Source organism: Qipengyuania qiaonensis (assembly GCF_019711515.1).
GTDB classification, from domain to species: Bacteria; Pseudomonadota; Alphaproteobacteria; order Sphingomonadales; family Sphingomonadaceae; genus Qipengyuania; species Qipengyuania qiaonensis.
This window is the reverse complement of the sequence record NZ_JAIGNO010000001.1, coordinates 92,660-113,011: the sequence shown is the minus strand read 5'-3', so window position 1 is coordinate 113,011 and position 20,352 is coordinate 92,660. Positions and strand designations below refer to the sequence as shown.

Annotated in this window: 19 protein-coding genes; 13 read left to right on the top strand and 6 right to left on the bottom strand. The window is 60.7% G+C overall.

Annotation, left to right across the window (positions count from 1 at the left end; all coding sequences use genetic code 11):
* Window positions 1-93 precede the first annotated feature (93 nt).
* The 4 genes from K3174_RS00525 (at window position 94) to K3174_RS00510 (ending at window position 3,657) form a co-directional block, all read left to right on the top strand.
* Window positions 94-450 (top strand): hypothetical protein, encoded by a 357-nt coding sequence (locus tag K3174_RS00525; RefSeq protein WP_221554893.1) that lies wholly within the window; start codon window positions 94-96, stop codon window positions 448-450.
* A gap of 201 nt (window positions 451-651) precedes the next feature.
* Window positions 652-1,440 carry a tryptophan synthase subunit alpha gene (gene trpA, locus K3174_RS00520; protein ID WP_221554892.1) on the top strand — a complete coding sequence of 263 codons (789 nt, stop codon included), beginning with the start codon at window positions 652-654 and terminating at the stop codon, window positions 1,438-1,440.
* Between the two features lie 61 nt (window positions 1,441-1,501).
* Entirely contained in the window at window positions 1,502-2,350 is an 849-nt protein-coding gene (accD, locus tag K3174_RS00515; protein WP_221554891.1) for an acetyl-CoA carboxylase, carboxyltransferase subunit beta, read from the top strand.
* 8 nt (window positions 2,351-2,358) lie between these two features.
* A complete protein-coding gene (locus tag K3174_RS00510; RefSeq protein WP_221554890.1) occupies window positions 2,359-3,657 on the top strand; it encodes a bifunctional folylpolyglutamate synthase/dihydrofolate synthase in 1,299 nt (432 codons plus the stop codon).
* Here the strand turns inward: K3174_RS00510 and K3174_RS00505 are convergent, their stop codons facing one another.
* Window positions 3,658-5,382, bottom strand: a complete 1,725-nt coding sequence (locus tag K3174_RS00505) for an AmpG family muropeptide MFS transporter (RefSeq protein WP_221554889.1) — start codon at window positions 5,380-5,382, stop codon at window positions 3,658-3,660.
* 71 nt (window positions 5,383-5,453) lie between these two features.
* On the opposite strand from K3174_RS00505, the gene K3174_RS00500 reads away from it, so the two are divergent.
* The 3 genes from K3174_RS00500 to rsmD all read left to right on the top strand — a co-directional run bounded on the left by K3174_RS00500 (window position 5,454) and on the right by rsmD (window position 8,000).
* Complete coding sequence (locus K3174_RS00500) at window positions 5,454-6,617, top strand: aromatic ring-hydroxylating oxygenase subunit alpha (protein WP_221554888.1); 1,164 nt, start codon at window positions 5,454-5,456, stop codon at window positions 6,615-6,617.
* 76 nt (window positions 6,618-6,693) lie between these two features.
* Window positions 6,694-7,458, top strand: coding sequence for a pseudouridine synthase (locus K3174_RS00495; RefSeq protein WP_221554887.1), 765 nt, complete (start codon window positions 6,694-6,696; stop codon window positions 7,456-7,458).
* Complete coding sequence (gene rsmD, locus K3174_RS00490; RefSeq protein ID WP_221554886.1) at window positions 7,455-8,000, top strand: 16S rRNA (guanine(966)-N(2))-methyltransferase RsmD; 546 nt, start codon at window positions 7,455-7,457, stop codon at window positions 7,998-8,000. Before K3174_RS00495 ends, rsmD begins: the two co-directional genes overlap by 4 nt.
* An 11-nt stretch (window positions 8,001-8,011) precedes the next feature.
* Here the strand turns inward: rsmD and K3174_RS00485 are convergent, their stop codons facing one another.
* Window positions 8,012-8,470, bottom strand: coding sequence for a hypothetical protein (locus K3174_RS00485; RefSeq protein WP_221554885.1), 459 nt, complete (start codon window positions 8,468-8,470; stop codon window positions 8,012-8,014).
* Window positions 8,471-8,771: 301 nt separating this feature from the next.
* Window positions 8,772-9,395: a hypothetical protein gene (locus K3174_RS00480; RefSeq protein ID WP_221554884.1), complete on the bottom strand. Its 624-nt coding sequence runs from the start codon at window positions 9,393-9,395 to the stop codon at window positions 8,772-8,774.
* A 122-nt stretch (window positions 9,396-9,517) separates the two neighbouring features.
* Between K3174_RS00480 and K3174_RS00475 the strand changes: the two genes are divergently transcribed.
* Window positions 9,518-11,830: an ATP-dependent helicase gene (locus K3174_RS00475; RefSeq protein ID WP_221554883.1), complete on the top strand. Its 2,313-nt coding sequence runs from the start codon at window positions 9,518-9,520 to the stop codon at window positions 11,828-11,830.
* On the opposite strand, the gene K3174_RS00470 is transcribed toward K3174_RS00475, so the two are convergent.
* The 3 genes from K3174_RS00470 to K3174_RS00460 all read right to left on the bottom strand — a co-directional run bounded on the left by K3174_RS00470 (window position 11,827) and on the right by K3174_RS00460 (window position 14,720).
* On the bottom strand, window positions 11,827-12,651 hold the full coding sequence (locus K3174_RS00470; RefSeq protein WP_221554882.1) for a sterol desaturase family protein: 825 nt from the start codon (window positions 12,649-12,651) through the stop codon (window positions 11,827-11,829). The genes K3174_RS00475 and K3174_RS00470 overlap by 4 nt on opposite strands.
* 43 nt (window positions 12,652-12,694) lie before the next feature.
* The gene (locus K3174_RS00465) at window positions 12,695-14,032 is read right to left on the bottom strand and encodes a DEAD/DEAH box helicase (RefSeq protein ID WP_221554881.1); all 1,338 of its coding nucleotides are present in this window, start codon (window positions 14,030-14,032) and stop codon (window positions 12,695-12,697) included.
* A gap of 118 nt (window positions 14,033-14,150) precedes the next feature.
* A complete protein-coding gene (locus K3174_RS00460) occupies window positions 14,151-14,720 on the bottom strand; it encodes a hypothetical protein (RefSeq protein WP_221554880.1) in 570 nt (189 codons plus the stop codon).
* 155 nt (window positions 14,721-14,875) lie between these two features.
* Here K3174_RS00460 and K3174_RS00455 point away from each other — a divergent pair, with 155 nt between their 5' ends.
* The 5 genes from K3174_RS00455 to K3174_RS00435 all read left to right on the top strand — a co-directional run bounded on the left by K3174_RS00455 (window position 14,876) and on the right by K3174_RS00435 (window position 20,160).
* Window positions 14,876-16,324, top strand: a complete 1,449-nt coding sequence (locus tag K3174_RS00455) for an FAD-binding oxidoreductase (RefSeq protein WP_221554879.1) — start codon at window positions 14,876-14,878, stop codon at window positions 16,322-16,324.
* A 63-nt stretch (window positions 16,325-16,387) separates the two neighbouring features.
* Window positions 16,388-17,176 carry a SapC family protein gene (locus tag K3174_RS00450; RefSeq protein ID WP_221554878.1) on the top strand — a complete coding sequence of 263 codons (789 nt, stop codon included), beginning with the start codon at window positions 16,388-16,390 and terminating at the stop codon, window positions 17,174-17,176.
* 103 nt (window positions 17,177-17,279) lie between these two features.
* A complete protein-coding gene (locus K3174_RS00445; RefSeq protein WP_221554877.1) occupies window positions 17,280-18,290 on the top strand; it encodes a M48 family metalloprotease in 1,011 nt (336 codons plus the stop codon).
* A gap of 23 nt (window positions 18,291-18,313) precedes the next feature.
* The gene (locus K3174_RS00440) at window positions 18,314-19,351 is read left to right on the top strand and encodes a mannose-1-phosphate guanylyltransferase (RefSeq protein WP_221554876.1); all 1,038 of its coding nucleotides are present in this window, start codon (window positions 18,314-18,316) and stop codon (window positions 19,349-19,351) included.
* Window positions 19,348-20,160, top strand: coding sequence for a class I mannose-6-phosphate isomerase (locus K3174_RS00435; RefSeq protein ID WP_221554875.1), 813 nt, complete (start codon window positions 19,348-19,350; stop codon window positions 20,158-20,160). Before K3174_RS00440 ends, K3174_RS00435 begins: the two co-directional genes overlap by 4 nt.
* Window positions 20,161-20,352: the final 192 nt, after the last annotated feature.

Genomic DNA, 20,352 nt, shown 5'->3' with positions numbered 1-20,352 from the left:
CCCCGGCTTGGAGGCCGGGGGTAACGAGATCGGAAACGGAAAGCAGGAGGTGGAGATTTGAGAAGAGCGATACGGTTCATCTTTGCGTTCAATGTGAGCATTGCCTTGGTATTGCTCCTGTCTAGGGTCAGCGGCGTTGCGAAGATCGGTGCCGACGATACTTCGGCTATCGGAGTCATTGGATTGCTGATGCTGATCGTGTTCATCACCGCGGGAGTGATCAGTTACCTTCTCTCGGACAGCGCGGTCCGTTTCCTCGGGATCGCGCATGCCGGCTGGCAAAGCCGGATCGGGCGAACCGTGATCGTCACGCAATGTGCTTTCGCCAGCACAATCCTGCTCGGCATCTTGCTGGATTCGAGGCTGATGATCGTCGCAGTCGCTATTGGCATGGCCTCGATACTGGGCCTCGCCGCGCGCTGGATTTACCTTGGGGATACGCCCCGCTGACGCACTCGGCCATCAAGAAAGTGGAGCCCTGTCCTACACGGGCATAATATTGCACAAGCCACACCATGCAGCAGCCTTTCCGCCCGATGCACCAGCCCGTTCACGGTATCGCATCCCCCGCCAGCTTTTTCCCACTTGGACAGTGTAACACCCGGTCCATGTCTCAGACTTCTGCCGAGTTAGATGAACGAACCTGACCCCATGAACACCCCGAATCGCCTCGCCTCTGCCTTCGCCAAGCCCCACCCCGCGCTTGTCTGCTTCCTGACCGCAGGCGACGGCGACACGGCGGCCAATCTCGACGCACTGGTCGAAGGCGGGGCGGATGTGATCGAACTGGGCATGCCCTTTACCGACCCCATGGCCGATGGCCCCGCGATCCAGGCGGCCAATCTGCGCTCGCTCGGCGCGGGAACCACGACTGCCGACGTGCTGCGCATCGCCACGGAGTTCCGCCAGCGCCAAGCAGATGTGCCGCTGGTTCTGATGGGCTATGCCAATCCGATGGTCCGGCGCGGTCCGGAATGGTTCGCTTCCGCCGCGAAAGACGCGGGCGTCGACGGCGTGATCTGCGTCGATATCCCGCCCGAGGAAGACGACGCGCTCGGCCCCGCGCTGCGCGCTGCCGGGATCGCCCCCATCCGTCTCGCCACGCCGACGACCGACGACAGGCGACTGCCCGCCGTGGTCGAGGGTTCGCAAGGCTTCCTCTACTACGTCGCGGTCGCAGGGATTACCGGCATGCAGCAGGCGGCCATCGAATCGATCGAGGCCAATGTCGGGCGCATCAAGGCGGCGACCGACATCCCCGTCGCGGTCGGCTTCGGTGTGCGCACGCCCGAACAGGCGGGCGAGATCGCCCGCGTCGCGGATGGCGTGGTGGTCGGCTCGGCGCTGGTCGAACTGGTGGCGGAACATGGACCGGATGCTCCGGCCCGGCTGCGCGAACTGACCGCTGCACTGTCCGGGGCAGTGCACACCGCTCGCTGATCGGCTCCTCGCAATGACTGTCTATTTGAGGTTTGTGACAACAGGACTATAGGCCAACCCCATGAACTGGTTCACCCGCGTCCGCAATTCGATCACCTCGCTGTCGAAGCGCAGCACCGACAAGGATCTGTGGGTCAAGTGCCCCAACTGTCAGCAGATGGTGTTCGCGCAGGAATACGAAGAGAACGCCTATGTCTGTCCGCGCTGCGGCAATCACGGGCGCATCGGTGCGGACGAACGCCTGCGGCAATTGCTCGACAAGGGTTATGAGGTTCTCCCCATCCCCGATGTGAAGGAAGATCCGCTCAAGTTCCGCGACACGGCGAAATATACCGATCGCCTGAAGAAGGCGCGTGCCAACAGCCCGCACAAGGATGCCTTCCTCGTCGGGTCGGGTGCGATCGAGGGTAAGCCGGTCGTCGTCGGGGTGCAGGATTTCGGCTTCATGGGCGGATCGATGGGCATGGCCGTGGGCACCGCCTTCTGCCAGGGCGCCGAACGCGCGCTGACCCGGCACTGCCCCTATATAGTCGTCACGGCGGCGGGCGGCGCGCGCATGCAGGAAGGCATTCTCAGCCTGATGCAGATGCCCAAGGCGACCGTGATGACGCGCCGCCTGAAAGAGGCGAAGCTGCCCTATATCGTCGTTCTGACCGATCCCACCACGGGCGGCGTCACGGCGAGCTATGCCATGCTGGGCGACATCCATATTGCCGAACCCGGCGCGCTTATCGGCTTTGCCGGACAACGCGTGATACAGGACACGATCCGCGAACAGCTGCCCGATGGCTTCCAGCGCGCCGAGTATCTGCATCAGCACGGCATGGTCGACATGGTGGTCCACCGTCACGATCTGAAAGACACGCTGGCGACGCTGCTGGACTACCTGGCGCCCGCCAAGGCGGCCTGAGCCGCACCATGCGGGATTTCGCCCGCTCCGACAGTCCGGCGGTCCAGGACCAGCTCGACCGGCTGGCCCGCCTTTCGGTGCCAGATGGCAGGCTCGGGCTCGACACGATCCGCGCGCTGCTCGGCCGTCTCGGCGATCCGCATCGCCGGTTGCCTCCGGTGTTCCATGTCGCCGGGACGAATGGCAAGGGATCGACCTGCGCTTTCCTGCGGGCGATGCTGGAGGCGCAGGGATACGCGGTCCATGTCACCACCAGCCCCCACCTCGTGCGCTATAACGAGCGCATCCGCGTGGCGGGCGAGCTGATCGGCGATGCGCGGCTTGCGGCTCTGCTCGAAGAGGTTCTCGACGTCGGCGAGGATCTCAACCCCAGCTTCTTCGAAATCACCATCGCGGCCGCCTTCTCCGAATTCGCCCGCGTCCCCGCCGATGCCTGCGTGGTGGAAGTCGGCCTCGGCGGCCGCTTCGACGCGACCAATGTGCTGGGGCCGGAGGTACTGGCGGCATGCGGCATAGCGGCGCTGGGTATCGATCACGAACGCTTCCTGCTCGCGCCCGAGGAAGGTGCGCCTCCCGAGCCGCTGTCGCGCATCGCCTTCGAAAAGGCAGGCATCGCCAAGCAGGGCGTCCCGCTGGTGACGATGGCCTACGGCGAGGCGCAACACCTTGCCATCGCGGAGCAGGTCGAGCGCGCCGGGACGGTGCTGCGCGACGAAGGGCGCTGGTGGCACTGGGGCCATGCCGCAGGTAACCGGATCGGCTATCGCGACGCCAAGGGTGCGATTCTGCTGCCGCAACCGGGCCTGCCGGGCGTGTTCCAATATGCCAATTGCGCCCTCGCCGTCGCCATGATCCGCCACCAGGACCGGATCGACCTGCCGCTGGCAGCGCTGAAGGAAGGTGCCGCAAAGGCGACGTGGCCCGCGAGACTCCAGCGCATGTCGCCCGGGCCGCTGACGGGCGAGCGCGAGGTCTGGCTGGACGGCGGTCACAACCCCAGCGCAGGAGAGCGTATCGGCGAACACTTCGCCGGTCGCAGGCTGCACCTGGTGGTCGGCATGCTGGAGGCCAAGAACCCTGCCGCTCTGACCGTACCGCTCGGAAACGGCATAGCCAGCCTCACGGTGGTGCCGGTGCCCGGCCACGATCATCACGGTTCCGCCGCATTCGGGAAAAGCGCGAACGCCGCTGCCGATGTATCGTCGGCATTGGCGGGACTACCCGAGGATGGCCTTCCAGTGTTGATCTCCGGCTCGCTCTACCTGGCAGGCGAAGTACTGCGCTTGAACGGCGAACTCCCCGTTTGACTATTCGGCGGGCATAGCCTGTCCGGCTTCGGGAGCGATCACGCCCGAATTGGCGCGCGAACGGCTCTCGCGATACCATTCGATACACACCAGCACCGCCGCGGCCAGACCGATCCAGGTCGTCAGGATGAAGACATCGTAATAGCCCTGCTTCTCGATCATCTCGCCCAGCGCACCGCGCCCAAGCGTGCCCACAAGAAGCGTAAGTGAGGACAGCAGCGCGTACTGGACAGCGCTGAACTTCTTAGAAACGATCGAGGACAGCCAGGCGATATAGGCCGCACCCGCAATGCCGATGGCGAGGTTTTCGAAACCGATGGTGATCGTCAGCTTGGCAAGATCGGCATCGCCGATCCCCGGCACCTGCTCGATCAGATAGGTGAAGCCGACTGCGTCGCTGAACGCCTGCATGTTCGCTCCGCCGATGGCCATATCGGCATAGAGCAGATTGGTCAGCGCGGCGAGCAGACCGCCGATCAGCAAGGTCGCCATCCGCCCGATGGTGGTCAGCATCAGCCCGCCCAGCGCAAGACCCGCAATAATGGCCCCCACCCCGAAGAACTTGGACGCAAAGGCGACGTCGTCATTGGTGTATTCGAGTTCGCCAAGATAGAACGGATAGGCGAAAGTCCCCCAGATGGCATCGCAGATGCGATAGGTCAGAACCACCGCAAGGATGAGCACGAGCGACCATCCCATCCGGCCGACGAATTCGACCAGCGGCAGCACTAGCGCGCGATACAGGTGATCGAGGGCGTAGGATCCACCCGTCGCAGCCGGTGCATCCTCGGAAAGCAGGTTCTTGCCCTGCTTCTGCTGGCTCGACAGCCAGCCCGCGATAAGCGCTGGCAGGATGATCGTCGCCACGATGATCCACGGGCCCCAGGTAAGCGTGAATTCGGTGGGATTGGGTCGATCCTCTGGGGCATAGGTCATGGACATGATCATGAAGGCCAGCACTGCCCCGATGGCCACGGCCCACAGCAGTCCAACGGCTATCAGGGCGCGATTGCGGATCGACGGGACCAGTTCACCAGCCTTGCGCAAGGCGCGAACCTGTTCATCGCCTTCTGTCATTTCCGCTGCTCCCTCGGCATTTGGAGCGAGCAATCCGACCGCGCCGACGAACAGCAATATGCCGCCCATCATCATATAGGTCTCCGGCCAGCCGATCCGCGCGGCGATGATCAGGCCGAGCGCTCCGCCCACCAACGAGGACAGCCGATATCCCATCTGGTAGACGGTAGACAGGATATCGATCGTCGCCACCTCATCGGCCACGTCGATGCGCCAGGCGTTGATGGCAATGTCCTGCGTCGCGCTGGCGAAGGCGCCTATGCCCGCAAGCAACGAGAACATGCCGAGCTGGCTGCGTGGCTCGAGCAGGCTCATAGTCACGAGAATGCCGCCGAGCAGCAGTTGCATGGGAATGATCCATTGCTTGCGCTTGCCGAGCTGGCGCAGCAGCGGCAGGTCGATCTTGTCGATCAGCGGCGACCACAGGAATTGGAAGGCATAGGCCAGTCCGATGAGCGAGAAGATGCCCATGGTTTCCAGGTCGACCTCGGCTTCGGTCAGCCAGGCGAACAACGTGCCCAGAAACAGGGCGAAGGGCAGCCCGCTGGCGAAGCCGAACAGCAGCATGAACCCGGTCTTGCGATTGCCGAGCGCCATGCCGAGCACGCGCCAGGCGGAAATCTTCTTCTGTTCGGCGACCTCGGCCATTCCCTAGCGTCCTTCCTATTCGGCGTATTTTTTGCGACACTAGCGGGGAGAGAGAGCGAGGAACAGGCGTCATGAGCGATGTCGACACCAAACATTCCGCACGTCGTCCGACCGATGGCATGCTGGCACTGGCCAGGGACATAGCCGATGGCAGGAAGCGCGATACCGCCGAAGCATCCACCGTGCCGGCGAGTGTCTATATCGATCCCGATTACTGGCTGCGCGAAAAAGCCGCGATCTATGACAGGCTGCCACAGATTCTCTGCCCTTCTGCGCTCTTGCCCGATCCCGGAATGGCCGTACCCCACGATGCAACGGGCCGACCGCTGCTGATCACACGCGATGCCGAAGGGATGGCGCACGTCTTCCTCAACGTCTGTCGCCACCGCGGAACGCGGTTGCTTGAGGGCACGGAGGTGAAATGCACCAAAAAGCTCGTTTGCCCCTATCACGCATGGACCTACGCAGTGGACGGTCGGCTTCTTGCCCTCCCTCGCCCCGACACCTTTCCCGGGCTCGAGAAGGGCGAAAACGGGCTTGTCGAATTGCCCAGCAGGGAAACCGGCGGCCTGATCTGGTTCTGCCCGCAGGAGAAAACGGCCGACTTTGCGCTGGCGCAGGAGATCGGTCTGGATTTCGATGCCCTCGGCATGGGCGAACAGGTGCTGTTCCGTCGCAAAACGCATGAAGTCGCGGGGAACTGGAAGCTCATCATGGATGCTTTCCTCGAAAGCTATCATGTCACCCGATTGCACGCCCAGACCATCGGCCCGTTCTTCAAGGACGGCGTGACCAGTGGCGACATGATCGGGCCGCATGCGCGCAGCGCCGTGGGGCGGCTGGAAGAAATGGACGGTATCGACCTTGAGGACATGGCCGCCCTGCGCCGCGTAGTAACCTATGCCTATCAGTTGATGCCCGGTGCGCTGATCATCCCCAGCCCGGATTACATCAATGTCATGGTCATGATGCCGCAGGCGCATGACCGGACCCTGGTCGAAGACTTCATGCTCATTCCCGAGCATCCCGCGACGGACAAGGCCCGCGATCATTGGGAGCGGAGCTGGGCACTGCTCGACGGCGGTGTCTTTGCGGGCGAAGACTTTCGCGCCGCAGAACTCGGCCAGCAAGGGCTTGCGACGGGCGCTGTCCCGTATCTGACGCTCGGTACGATGGAGGGCGGCATACGGCGCTATCACGAGACGGTCGAAGAGGCGCTGCGAGCAGCCAATTAGTCACGTGCCGTTTATGCCGTGACCGTCGGTCAGCTTGCGCTTCCGCTCTGCTGACGTTGTGTGTATTGGCGCGGACATGGTGGACAAGCGATTACCAGAAGACGGCGACAGGATCGCCAAACTACTCGCTCGCGCAGGTGTCGCGAGCCGACGTGAAGTCGAACGCATGATCGCCGATGGGCGGGTGGCGATCGATGGCAAGATTCTCGATACGCCCGCCGTCAAATTGTCCGGCCTGAAAGGCGTCACGGTCGACGGCCGATCTGTCGGCCAGACCGAAGCGGCACGTCTGTTCGCTTTCCACAAACCTGCCGGGCTCATCACTGCCGAACGCGATCCCAAGGGTCGCCCGACGATTTATACTGCCCTGCGCAACGCATTGCCGAAGGGCGCCGGCCGGGTGATGCCGGTGGGCAGGCTCGACTTCAATACCGAGGGCCTGCTGCTGCTGACCAATGACGGGGAGCTGAAGCGCGCCATGGAATTGCCGTCCTCGGGCATTCCGCGTACCTATCGCGCCCGCGCCTTCGGCGATGTGACCCAAGCCCAACTGGACGATCTGATCGAAGGCATCGAGATCGACGGCATTCGCTATGGCAGGATCGAAGCGGACCTGGAACGCGGATCGGGCAAGAACCGCTGGGTCCAGATGACGCTGACCGAGGGTAAGAACCGCGAGGTCAGGCGGGTGCTCGAGCATCTGGGCCTGCAGGTCAATCGCCTCCTGCGCGTCGGCTACGGGCCGTTCGAACTGGACGAATTGCCGCGCGGGCAGGCAGTCGAGATTCGGCAGGTGGATGTCGAGCGTTTTCGAAAGCAGCTGAAGCGGAACAGCAAGTGAGGATCGTCGCGGGCGAATGGCGGGGCCGTAAACTGGTGGCTCCTCCGGGCGATGTAACCCGTCCGACTGCCGACCGGACACGCGAAACGCTGTTCAATATGCTCGCAAGCCGCGTCGGCACGTTTGAAGGCCTGAACGTCGTCGATTTGTTTGCCGGTTCCGGCGCTCTCGGTCTTGAGGCATTGTCGCGCGGAGCAAGTTCCTGCCTTTTCGTCGAACAGGATGCGCATGCGGTGAAAACAATCCGGCAAAACATTGACATGCTGAGCGCAGGTGCGCGCGCCAGTGTCCAACAGGTTTCCGTCATGAGCCTTGGTCCAGCCAAGGCTCCCCACGATCTGCTGTTGCTCGACCCGCCCTACGATACGGGGGCTGGACATGTAGCACTGGACCGGCTTGCCCGTCTTGGCTGGTTTGGCCCCGCGTCCTGGATAGCCTTGGAAACCGCCGCAAAAGAGACGCGCGATTTGCGAGACTTCGAACTGGTTGCGGAAAGAAAAACGGGCAAGGCGAAGATATTGCTTCTCCGCCCTGCCCGTTAAATTTGTCCGACTTACATCGGGTCTGCAGCGCTTGCGTCCGGTTCTTCCGACATGGTTTCGTCTGTCGTCGGTTCAGTTGCCGGGGCAGGCTCCGCAGTCGGTGTCGGCGTTGTCGCGGGCGCAGGGTTTGCGGCGGGTGCCGGAGTCGAGGCCTGCCCGGCGGCCTGAGCCTCGATCTGCGTCCATGCCTGAGTTTGTTGCTCGGGCGAAAGCGCGGCAATCGTCACCTTGTTTTCATCCGAGATGCGCCAGAACAGCTCTTGGCGATCGGGCGTAAGCGTCGAATAATACGCTTTCACCTCTTCCGGCCATGCGTCGAACTGAGCTTGCTGCTCTGGTGCAAGTGCCGCGGTTGGCGCTGCAGGAGCTTCCGTCGTTGCCGGCTCTTGAGCAGGGACATCCTGAGCCATGGCCGGAATTGAAATGGTCGCGAGCGCTGCGCCCGAAATATAGTAGAATGTCTTACGCATATTCAGTCCTTTCAACTGGGCGTTGTCGATCCCCTTGAATACGATTTGAAAGTTTTGGGTATCCTGTCCTTCAACGGCTTAGGTCGATGAACGGCCCCGAACTCAACCCGCGTTTCAAACGTTCAATCGCCAATTGTGCCCAAAATGCGGCAAACTGAGGATTGTTCGTTCTGTCCTTGTGACGATCATCGCACGACGAATGCACGGCGTTTCCAGGGAAAAGGGCGGGACCACCATGGCAGTCCCGCCCCCTCCAAGCGTCGCGCCGCCCGACATGGGGCGCGCGAGCCGAAAGCCTGGTTCAAGTACCCGGTTTCGTAGCGGCCGGTTTCGTAGCGGGAAGCGGCTCGTCGATTTCGCTGGCCGGCTTTCCGGGCCAATATTCGAGCGGGCGATTGCCGGTCTTGTTCTTGTCCCAACTATTGATGCAGCCGTCCTGCTGCTCCCCCTTGCAAACGGGAACTTCTTCACCGGAAGCGGCGGCATAGCCCGCTGGCGTGGTCTGCGTGACCTCCTTGCTGACGAAACGTGGAGCCGGTGTGCCGCTGGCAGGTGCCGGTGTGGTCGTTGCGGTAGTCGTTGAAGCGGTTGCGGCAGGCGCGGAGTTCATCTGCGCCGCGACCTGGGCCCAGGCCTGCGTACGCGCTTCCGGCGTCATTTCGTAGATGCTGACTCGCTGATCATCGGTCAGCACCCACCAACCTTCGACCTGCGCCGGGGTCAGGGTCCAGTAGTATTCCTGAACTTCGTAGGGCCATCCGTCATACGCGGTCTGACGATCCGCCGGCCAGCCATCATACATCACCTGCTGCTCGTCGGTCAGGACATACGCATTGCCTTCGGCGTCTACAGCAACATCCTGTGCCATCGCGGGAGCGGCGGTAAAGGCAATCGCAGCGGCGCCTGCGAGAATAAGGTTACGCATGAAAATCCTCTCCATCATGATTGCATTGTCCGTCTTACGCAGGAAACGGGCCATCGGTTCCGATGGGCCCTTTAGTCCGGGGCTTGCGTTGCGACGTCGCGTTCCCTAGCTGTTCCGTACGCATGGCCGACCTTCCCGCCCCCGCCGACGCGCCCCGGAATGCGCAGCTTCCCGCCTATGCAGCGCGCCTTAACGCGCCCCAGCGCGAAGCCGTACTGACCACGGAAGGGCCGGTGTTGATGCTGGCCGGAGCGGGGACCGGCAAGACCGCGGCGCTTACCGCAAGACTTGCACACCTCATCGCAACTCGCCGGGCATGGCCGAGTGAAATCTTGTGCGTGACTTTCACCAACAAGGCCGCGCGCGAGATGCGCGAGCGCGTGGGACGCCATATCGGCGATGCCGTGGAAGGAATGCCGTGGCTGGGCACCTTCCATTCGATCGGCGCGCGTATGCTCCGCCGTCATGCCGAACTGGTCGGGCTCCAGAGCAATTACACGATCATCGACACCGACGACCAGTTGCGCCTGCTAAAACAGCTGATCCAGGAAAACGATCTGGACGAAAAGCGCTGGCCCGCCCGGCAGCTGGCCGGACTGATCGATCGCTGGAAGAACCGCGGTTTCAACCCGGGCGATGTCGATGCGGTCGAAAACGAAGCCTACGCCAACGGCCGCGGCGCGCAGTTCTATCGGCTGTATCAGGACCGTCTGAAGGCTCTCAACGCCTGCGATTTCGGCGACCTGCTGCTGCACATGCTAAATATCTTTCGCGAGCATCGCGATGTGCTCGAACAATATCAGCAGCGCTTCAAATACATCCTCGTCGACGAATATCAGGATACCAATCAGGTTCAGTATCTGTGGCTGCGCCTGCTCGCCCAGACGCGCAAGAATATCTGCGTCGTGGGGGACGACGACCAGTCGATCTATTCGTGGCGCGGCGCGGAAGTCGCCAATATCCTGCGGTTCGAGAAGGATTTTCCCGGTGCGGCGGTCATCAAGCTGGAGCAGAATTATCGCTCCACTCCGCAGATCCTCGCCGCGGCATCGGGCCTGATCGACGCCAATAGCGAACGCCTTGGCAAGACCCTTTGGACCGAATTGCCGGCAGGGGAAAAGGTCCGGGTCATCGGTGTATGGGATGCGCCCGAGGAAGCCCGCCGCGTCGGCGAAGACATCGAGCGACTGGAGGCGGAGGGCGCACCGCTCGACGAGGTAGCCATTCTCGTGCGGGCGCAATATCAGACGCGCGAATTCGAAGATCGCTTCATCCAGATCGGCCTGAGTTACCGCATTGTCGGCGGCTTCCGCTTCTACGAACGTGCCGAAATTCGCGATGCCCTCGCCTATCTGCGCACCATCGCCCAGCCGGCCGACGATCTCGCCTTCGAACGCATCTACAATCAACCCAAGCGCGGCCTTGGTGCCAAGACGCTGGAAGCGATGCGTCGTCATGCGCGTCAAACTCAGACTCCTTTGGCGGCAGCCAGCCTCGATCTGTGCGATAGCGACGAATTGCCAGCGCGCGCCCGCAACACACTGGTGGGTTTGCTCGGCCAGTTCGTCCACTGGCGCGAGATGGTCGAAAAGATCACGCCGTCCGAACTGCTGCGCACAGTGATCGCGGAAAGCGGTTACGAGGACATGTTGCAGAAGGACCGCAGCGCCGAAAGCGCCGGTCGGCTCGAAAACCTCACCGAACTCGCGCGTGCGATGGAGGAATACGATACGCTGGGCGATTTCCTGGAACATGTCAGCCTGGTGATGGACAACGATCGTGCAGGCGATGGCGAAAAGGTCACGATCATGACCATGCACGCCGCCAAGGGGCTGGAGTTCGATCATGTGTTCCTTCCCGGGTGGGAGGAAGGCGTGTTTCCCAGCCAGCGCGCAATCGACGAAGGCGGCCTTGCCAGCCTCGAAGAAGAACGCAGGCTCGCCTATGTCGCCATTACGCGGGCGAAGCGCCGCTGCACGATCCTGCATGCCGCCAACCGGCGCATCTACGGCCAATGGACCAGTTCGATACCCAGCCGGTTCATCGAGGAATTGCCGGACGAGCATATCAAGATCGAAACCACCCTGACCGGCGGCGCGTCGCTGTGGCGCGCGAATTGGACCGAAACCGAAGATCCCTTCGCGCATGTGTCTTCGAACCGGCCGGATCGCTCCGGCGCGCGGGGGCCGGGATGGCAGCGGGCGCTTTCGACCGGATATGACACGACGCCGAAACGTCTCGCCGAACCTGGCCGCAGCGCCGCCAGCTTCGCTGCCCAGCCGCGCAGCGATATCGCCATCGGCGGGCGCGTATTTCACGACAAGTTCGGCTATGGCTGCGTCACCGATCAAGAAGGCAACAAGCTGACGATCGAGTTCGAGCAAGCAGGTGAAAAACGCGTGCTCGACAGTTTCGTCAAGCTGGCAGCAGGCTAGGTCGTCGCTTCGGTTTCTATCGCGGGATCGGCCTCGCGCTTCCAGTATCGCTTTTCGAACGGTCGCCCGAGCTCGCCCAGAAAGCCGCGTGTTCCTTCGGCGATTCCGGTCTCGCAGTTCAGGTACGGCGCGGGATCGACATAGGTCCCGAAGAGCTTGTCCCACAAAGTCACCGTGTTGCCGTAATTGCTGCCCATCAGCGCTTCATCGCGAATATGGTGGAGCCGATGGGCGGCAGGCGAAATCAACACTTTGCCAAAGATTCCCAGCGTCCACGGCACATCCGCATGAATGAAGAATGCCCACCAGCTTCGCAGAAAGTTTGCTCCGGCAATCGCCCATTCGGGAAAGCCCAGCAGCAACAGCAACCAGACATCGACGAGCGCGCCGAGTAGTTTGCTGAGCGGGTGTTTGCGCTGGACGGAAAGCCAATGCAACGCCGTATCCGCGTGGTGCGTGGCATGGATCGGCCAGAGCAGCGGGTGATGTTCGGCGCGGTGACGCCAGTAGACGACGAAATCGTAGACCAGGATAGCTATCACCAGAACGGCCGGCTCGCTTACCGTGTCCCAAAAGGAGCCCAGAGCGGGAATCGCGACGATGCGGTCGCGAATAAGACCTTCCGGCAAGGCAAACAGCGGAGCAATCAGTACCAAGTTGAACAACAACAGGCCAAGATTGGTCGTGAACTCGCCGCGCACGCGTTTAAGTGCTGCACCGATCGCCTGTCGTTTGACCAACAGAGCGAGCACACCGAACACCGTGCCGGTCATAACCAGCATCATCAGCGCCGCCTGCGCGTGGTGAGCGAATATGTCCATCGTCCGCCCCTCATGGCGCAGACGTCGTTAGGAAGCGGTTAAATCAGGTCGCCGAAACGTCGAGAAAGTCCGGTCGCGGACCGTTCCATTCACCGGCGGCGACGGGTGCGTCGTCCTCTTCGCGCTGTTTACGCGGCTCGTTCTTGGTGGCGGTCCTTCGCGCCGGCCTCTCGCGCGGTTTTCTGTCCTCGTCGTCGCGCTTCTTGCGGCTGCGCTGCGGCTGCTCTTCCCTCTCGGGGACTGCTTCCACCAGTTCGACGCGCACGTCCTTCTTGCCGAAAACCGGCACTTCCGCGCCGGTCAACTTTTCGACATTCGCAATCGCTTCGGCATCTTCTTCGGCAACGAAGGTAAAAGCGCGCCCTTTGGCGCCTGCCCGGCCCGTGCGTCCGATACGGTGGACATAGTCGTCGGGATGCCACGGTGTGTCGAAGTTGAACACGTGGCTCACGCCCTTGATATCGAGGCCGCGCGCAGCGACGTCCGACGCCACCAGGATGTTGATCTCTCCTTGCTTGAACCGGTCGAGTTCCTTCAGACGGTTCGACTGATCCATATCGCCGTGAATTTCACCACTGCGAAAACCATGGCGCTGCAAACTCTTGTTGAGCTCCCGCACGGTAGTCTTGCGGTTGGCAAAGACGATCGCGGTCTCGACCTGATCGTGGTTGAGCAACCAGCGCAGCGTCTCGCGCTTCTGTCGGCTCTTCACCGGCACCTTGAACGCAGTGATGTCCTTGTTGGTGGTCGCCGCGCGACTGACTTCGATCCGCTTGGGATTGTTGAGGAACTTCTTCGCCAGCTTTTCGATCGGTGGCGGCATGGTAGCCGAAAAAAGCATGGTCTGGCGCGTTTCCGGCAGCTTCGAGCAGATAAACTCGATATCCGGGATGAAGCCCATGTCGAGCATGCGGTCCGCTTCGTCGATAACGAGCAGCTCGCAACCGTTGAGCAGAATTTTGCCGCGCTCGAACAGGTCCATCAGACGTCCCGGTGTCGCGATCAGCACGTCGACCCCTTCATTGAGGGCCTTGACCTGGTCGCCCATCTGCACACCGCCGATCAGCAAAGCGAGCTTCAGGTCGTGGTTCTTGCCGTATTTTTCGAAGTTCTCGGCAACCTGAGCCGCAAGCTCCCGAGTGGGGGCCAAGATCAGCGAGCGCGGCATGAGCGCCCGGCGGCGTCCGCTGGCCATGATATCGATCATGGGCAGCACGAAGCTGGCCGTCTTGCCGGTACCCGTCTGCGCGATGCCGATAATGTCCTTCATCATCAGAACGGGCGGGATCGCCTCGCGCTGAATGTCGGTCGGCTCGGTATAGCCGGCTTCGCTTACTGCTCTGAGCAAGTCGTCGGAAAGGCCGAGGTCGGCGAAAGTCATGCGGTTGGAAATTTTCCCTGGAATATCGGCCGACGTGAAATTGCGCGTCCGCAGCACCGGCTGGCGCGCCCTTTGCCGGAAATAGTCAAAAAGTCAAGAAATCGGCGCCGAGTTCGCCTCAGGGCTCGCCCTCGAACGCCACGAGCCGGTTGAGCTTGGAAATTCGGCATCTCGCCCCGGCCCGAGACATGAGCCGATCGCGGTCGACGCACAACTTTCCATCGTCGTTACGCTCCACGTAAAAGCCCAAGTAGAAATCGCGCGGGCTACAGGCCTTTTCCAACTTGGCCGAAACGATCTGACGGTCACGCATGTACATGACCAACCTACTCCCATGATCGGACACGCCGACGATATCGCCTGCATCAAGGCACTTACCATGCGGACGCTCGACAAAACGGCGAGGTAGCGCCTGTTGAGGCAGTTCGCCCAACATGCTGCGCCGCATCGCACTGGACTGAGGACTGATACGCAGAATAACGCGTCGCTCGATCGTAACCTGATGAGCGATCGGAACGCTGCGACTATCGGTAAATCCGGTCCACGCGGAACTGCGAGTGGAGAGTGAATCCAAGTCGACACCGGTGCTTTCCGGACCATGCGCCTGATGCGCGTCCATGTCGCTGCCAGCACCCTGCGGCGTGACCAATGCGATCAGCATGGCAGCGAAGGGAGAAAGCAGAAACATGAGTTGAGTACTAACGCTCCCGGGGCGTAGGTCGATTCACGTGCGAAAAACTGTAAACGTTGATGCACCCCCACTGTTGAATACCGGCTTAATTGTTCCGGATGGCTTGGCAAGTGGTGGCATTCGCGTGAGTATATGTGGCAAGGATGTCGCAAATGGCCAATATCGATATGTTCAGGCGCGAAGCTGCCGATCTGCTCGGTACCCGCGGATTCACATTCGACCCCGAGTTGGTCGAGCCTTGGTTGACCGATTGGCGCGGCCGATACACGGGAAAGGCGGTGGGGCTCGCATCACCGGCATCGACTGAGGAAGTCGCTCGCTTCGTCACGCTGTGCGCCGCGCATGACGTCCCTATAGTGCCACAAGGCGGAAACAGCGGAATGTCCGGTGGTGCCACGCCCGACGAAAGCGGGGCTAGCGTGGTCCTTTCCTTGCGCAGGATGAATTCGTTTCGCGAAGTGAACGCTGCCGCGCGCCAGATTACCTGCGATGCCGGAGTTGTGTTGCAAACCCTCCACGATACAGTCGAAATGGAAGGACTGCGCTTCCCCCTGACTCTGGGAGGGAAAGGCTCTGCCACAATCGGCGGGCTCATATCGACCAATGCGGGCGGTACCCAGGTTCTGCGCCATGGCACGATGCGTGCTCAAGTCCTGGGCATAGAAGCCGTGCTTGCGGATGGCACGATTTTCTCCTGCCTTGTGCCTCTAAAAAAGGACAATCGCGGATTCGATCTCAAGCAACTGCTGATCGGATCGGAGGGCACTTTGGGTATCGTCACGGCAGCCACGCTGCGCCTGTTGCCGGAAATCGCCGAACGTCGTGTAGCCTGGATCGGGTTGTCGAGCATATCGAAGGCACGCGAACTGCTGCTACATTGCGAAAAAATGGTGGGCGATGCGCTGGAAGCCTTCGAGATCATACCCGCTCACTGTCTCGATTCGGTATTGGCGTATCTGCCAGAGGCTCGTAGCCCGCTCGCTGGCGCCAACGCCTGGCACGCTCTGGTAGAACTGGTTGCCGGAAGCGGCGAGACAGATCGGCTCGACCAACTCGCGGAAGACATGTTGCAAAGCGCGCTTGAACGCGACTTGATCGAGGATGCAGTCATTTCGACCAGCGAAGCGCAGGCCGAAGCTTTCTGGCAATTGCGCGACAGCATTTCTCCGGCGGAACGCGCTATCGGCCCGGCGATGCAGCATGACATCTCGGTCCCGGTAGCGCGGATGCCCGAATTCGTGGAAACAGCCTCGTCGCGAATCGAGGAACGGTTTCCGGGCACTCGCGCAATCGGTTTCGGCCATTTGGGCGACGGCAACATCCATTTCCATGTCCTAGCCCCTCCCGGCGCAGTGCGCGGCGAATGGGAGCGTAGCGATGGTAAGGTTATCAGCGCGTATGTCCACGACCTGGTTACCGACTTCGGCGGATCGATCAGCGCCGAACACGGCATCGGCCAGATGAAGAGAGACGAGTTGGGCAGGCTGGGCGATCCCGTGGCGCTCGGATTGATGCGCAGCGTCAAGCAGGCGCTCGATCCCCGGGGGATACTCAACCCGGGTAAGCTAGTGCCGCTTGCACCCGGAGGCTCTAGACCGTAAGGCGCGGTTCGAGCGTTTGCCTGTCAGGCTTGCCGCCCAATCCAATCGAATTCGGAGAGAATTATGGCCAGCGCGCCGCAGCCCAATCTGCCCCTATTCTTCAACGACCTCATGCCACTCAACAGCAAGGATCATGCGAACTACCGCTCGCGTCCGACGACCAAGGCACCGTGGCTTGCCAAGCAGCATGCCATTCCGCTGACCGTCGACGAATTCGTTCAGGCGCAGCGCGATATGCCGATCGTCTTCTCCACCGGTCCGGATGCCGTGCCGCTGGCGCTCATGGGCCTCAACGATGGCGTCAACACGTTCTGCGACGACCAAGGCACCGTGACGGAACAGGTTTACATTCCGGCCTACGTCCGTCGTTATCCTTTCATGCTGGCGCGCCTGAAGTCCGATAGCGAAGATCTCTCGCTGTGCTTCGATCCTACTGCTGAGAATATCGGCGAGTTCGACGACGGCCAGGCGCTATTTGAAGACGGCCAGCCCAGCGAAGGTACGAAAGAGATCCTCAATTTCTGCGAACAGTTCGAACACGCCGGACAACGCACGCAGAACTTCATGAAAGAACTCAAGGAACACGATCTGCTGATGGAAGGTGAAATCGCCATCACCGAACAGGGCAACGACAAGCCGTTCGTCTATCGTGGTTTTCAGATGATCGATCAGGAAAAGCTGCGCGCGCTACGCGGCGACCAATTGCGCAAATGGACAGAAAACGGGCTGTTGCCGCTGATCTGGGCGCAGATTTTCTCGATGGACATGATGCGCACAGTCTTCGGTCGGCAGCTTCAACAAGGCAAGGTGCCCCTTCCCGATGCGGCGACGGCTAGCGTCCCGACTGCCTAAGACGTTTGACTGGGGAGCGCAGCGGCAAGCACACTCCGCTCCCCAGTCATTGCATTTGCGGGCGTCGGTTGTCGCGATCGCGCTTGGGACTTGTGGGCCGGCCATGGCCATCGACGAAACGGTTTCGCCCCGTCGCGAGCCAGACCCACTCGAAGTCTTTCAAAAAAGCGAAGATCGCTTGTTCAGGGTCGGCTATAGACTGGCTACTGCCAATGCATCCTTTTGCGAGAGTGCATCCTTAACTTCGGGATTTCTGATCCACGACGCTGACAGCTACGGAAATCCCGAAGCAGTGCGTTCCTTGCTGCAGCTCAGTGGCGACATCGGGGTGCAAGCGGTTGCACCCGGATCACCCGCAGGACTGGCAGGAATCGCCCAGAACGACACGGTTCTAGCAATAGATCGCAAGAGTTTCAGGCAAGACTGGCCGCGAACCGATCCGAGCTGGAAACGGGTATTTGCCATCCGAGACGCCGTTGACTTTTCTCTCTCGCGAGGCTCGGTCGACATTACCTATCAAACGCCCGGCCGGACGCCGCAAACAGCGACGATCGAAGGTGTTCCTGCATGTCCCACTCGATTTGAACTGGTCGGCTCGAAAAAGAACGCCGCGGCCGATGGCACACGGGTATTGGTTGGGGAGAACTTTCCCGGTCTCGCTTACGACGAAGCGGTATTCGCTTCCGCGATCGCGCATGAAATGGCGCACAACATCTTCAGCCACCCTCAGACGTTTGGCGAGACTGGTTGGAAAACGAAACTAATCAGGCTTTCCGAACGCGACGCCGATCGATTGATGCCTTGGCTTTTGCAGAATGCCGGATACGATCCGCGCGCAGCAGTTCGGTTCATGAGTTTGTGGGGGCCCAAGTATGGAGGGCAGATGTTCCGGAAGCGCACGCATGACGGCTGGGACGAGCGGGTCGAGTTCATCGAAGCCGAAATCGCCCGCATGGAGCGCGTCCTTGGATCGGACGGTGTAGCTGACTGGAGAACCCATTTTGTCAGCGAACTAGACGAACATTTGTGTCGGATTGACATCATTGATCGTCAATGCGCTACGAGAAAACTCGAATATCGGTCCGGCTCAAAGATCGATAACGATATGAATTAGTCGAAGAGCCAACGGAGGTTTCTGTGCCGAAGATCGTGCCTGTCGTTCTGTGCGGTGGAAGTGGAACCCGCCTTTGGCCGCGCAGTCGCAAGGAACGTCCCAAGCCCTTCATCCAGTTTGTCGGCGACAAAACCCTGTATCAGTCGACGCTGAGCCGATGCTCTGACCGTGAGATTTTTGCTCGGCCCATAATCGTCGTCGGCGAGAAGCACCTTGAATTGGCCCTGCCTCAGGCCGCAGAAGTCGCGCCGGATGCCCTGTTCGTCGTCGAACCCATGGGACGAAACACGGCACCGGCAATCGCTTTGGCAGCAATGGCCTTGGAGCCTGACGACATTATGCTCGTTTGTCCGAGCGATCATCGAATACGTGACACAAAAGGCTTTGAAAACGCGGCGGTAAAAGCCGCAAATCTGGCCAAGGAAGACTGGCTGGTTTCCTTCGGCATCGAAGCGACAGCGCCGGAAACCGGGTACGGCTACATCCGGCGCGGTGCAAAGCTCGATGGCGGTCACGAAGTTCAGCGGTTCGTCGAAAAGCCCGATCTGGCAACCGCAAAGGCGCTCCTTGACGAAGGCTCCTATGCATGGAACGGTGGCATATTCGCATTCAGAGCCGGCCATTTCCTTGCAGAACTCGACAAATATCGACCGGACTTGCAACAGGCGACCAGGCTGGCGTTCCAAGGTGCAGAACACACCGAAACAACCATAAAACCCGATGCAGCATCTTTTGCCAAAGTGAACGGAGAATCCGTAGATTACGCGGTGATGGAAAATACCGATCGCGCGGCTGTAGTCGACGTGTCGATGGGTTGGTCCGATATCGGCAATTGGGATGCTCTGTTCGAGGAAAGAAAGCGCCCTGACGAAGACAACGTAGTTGTTGGGCAAGGAGAGATCATCGGCGCTAAAGGCGCGATGATCGACAGCGACAGGGCCCACGTCACTCTCATCGGGGCTGATAATGTGGTCGTGGTGGTCGATGGAGATGACATCCTCGTAACCACACGCGACGCGGTCCAGCGCGTGGCCGAAGCAGAGCGATGCAAGTCCCAATGATCCAGAAACTGCCTGTACGCTTCGTCGAAAAGGTATGGGGTGTCGAACGCCTGCCCTCCCCCTTCCCCCACCCATCCGAACAATCGATCGGAGAAGTCTGGTTCGAACCGCCGCCAGAGTTGGACCAGCTTCTGGTCAAGTATATATTCGCCAGCGAGCGATTGTCTGTACAGGCCCATCCTGACGATCATCAGGCAAGAGCGATGGAACTTGGAGACTCCGGCAAAAGCGAATGCTGGGTGATTCTCGATGCCGAACCTGGCGCGACCATAGCGGTAGGCTTTCGCGAGGAAACGAGCGCCGAAGAGTTGCGCGCAAGTGCCATCGACGGAACTATCGTCGATAAGCTTGTCTGGCACGAGGTTTTTTCAGGCGACGCTTTCTACATTCCTGCCGGTACGGTTCATGCAATCGGCGGTGGCGTCAGCCTGATCGAAGTTCAGCAAAACAGCGATATCACCTTCCGCCTTTTCGACTATGGTCGACCACGAGAGCTCCATCTGGATCGAGGGATCGAGGTTTCAAGCGGAAGTCCGTACCCTGCCGAGCATCGCGGAAAAATGGACGGCGATAGTGGACTGTTGGTCGATGGACCGCATTTCCGCCTAGCCTACTGGCGCTGTGGGAGCGAGGCCCCCTTGCCCAGCTTTGATCGAGGCCCATTGCTGCTGATCCCGTTCTCCGGTGAGCTATTTGCAGAGGGTGTAGCGCTCGGCGAGGGAGAATGTGCATATGCAAGTTCGCTAGATATGAAAGCGCTAAGCGGCGATTGTCTGTTGCTTCTTGCGCAACATTCTTCCTCTAGCTGAGCGAAGCCCGCCAAATTGCTCCCATTTTGCGCCCAATCGTGCGCTGAATCGTAATTTTGCGGACTTGAAATCAGTGTTCTTCAACCCCAAAATAAGGCCAGCCGGATGATGCTTCCCCTCATGGCATCTCTGGCAAATGCACGTGAGTGCATTTCCTCCCTGAACCTTGGCCACCCCGTGCGACATGCACGG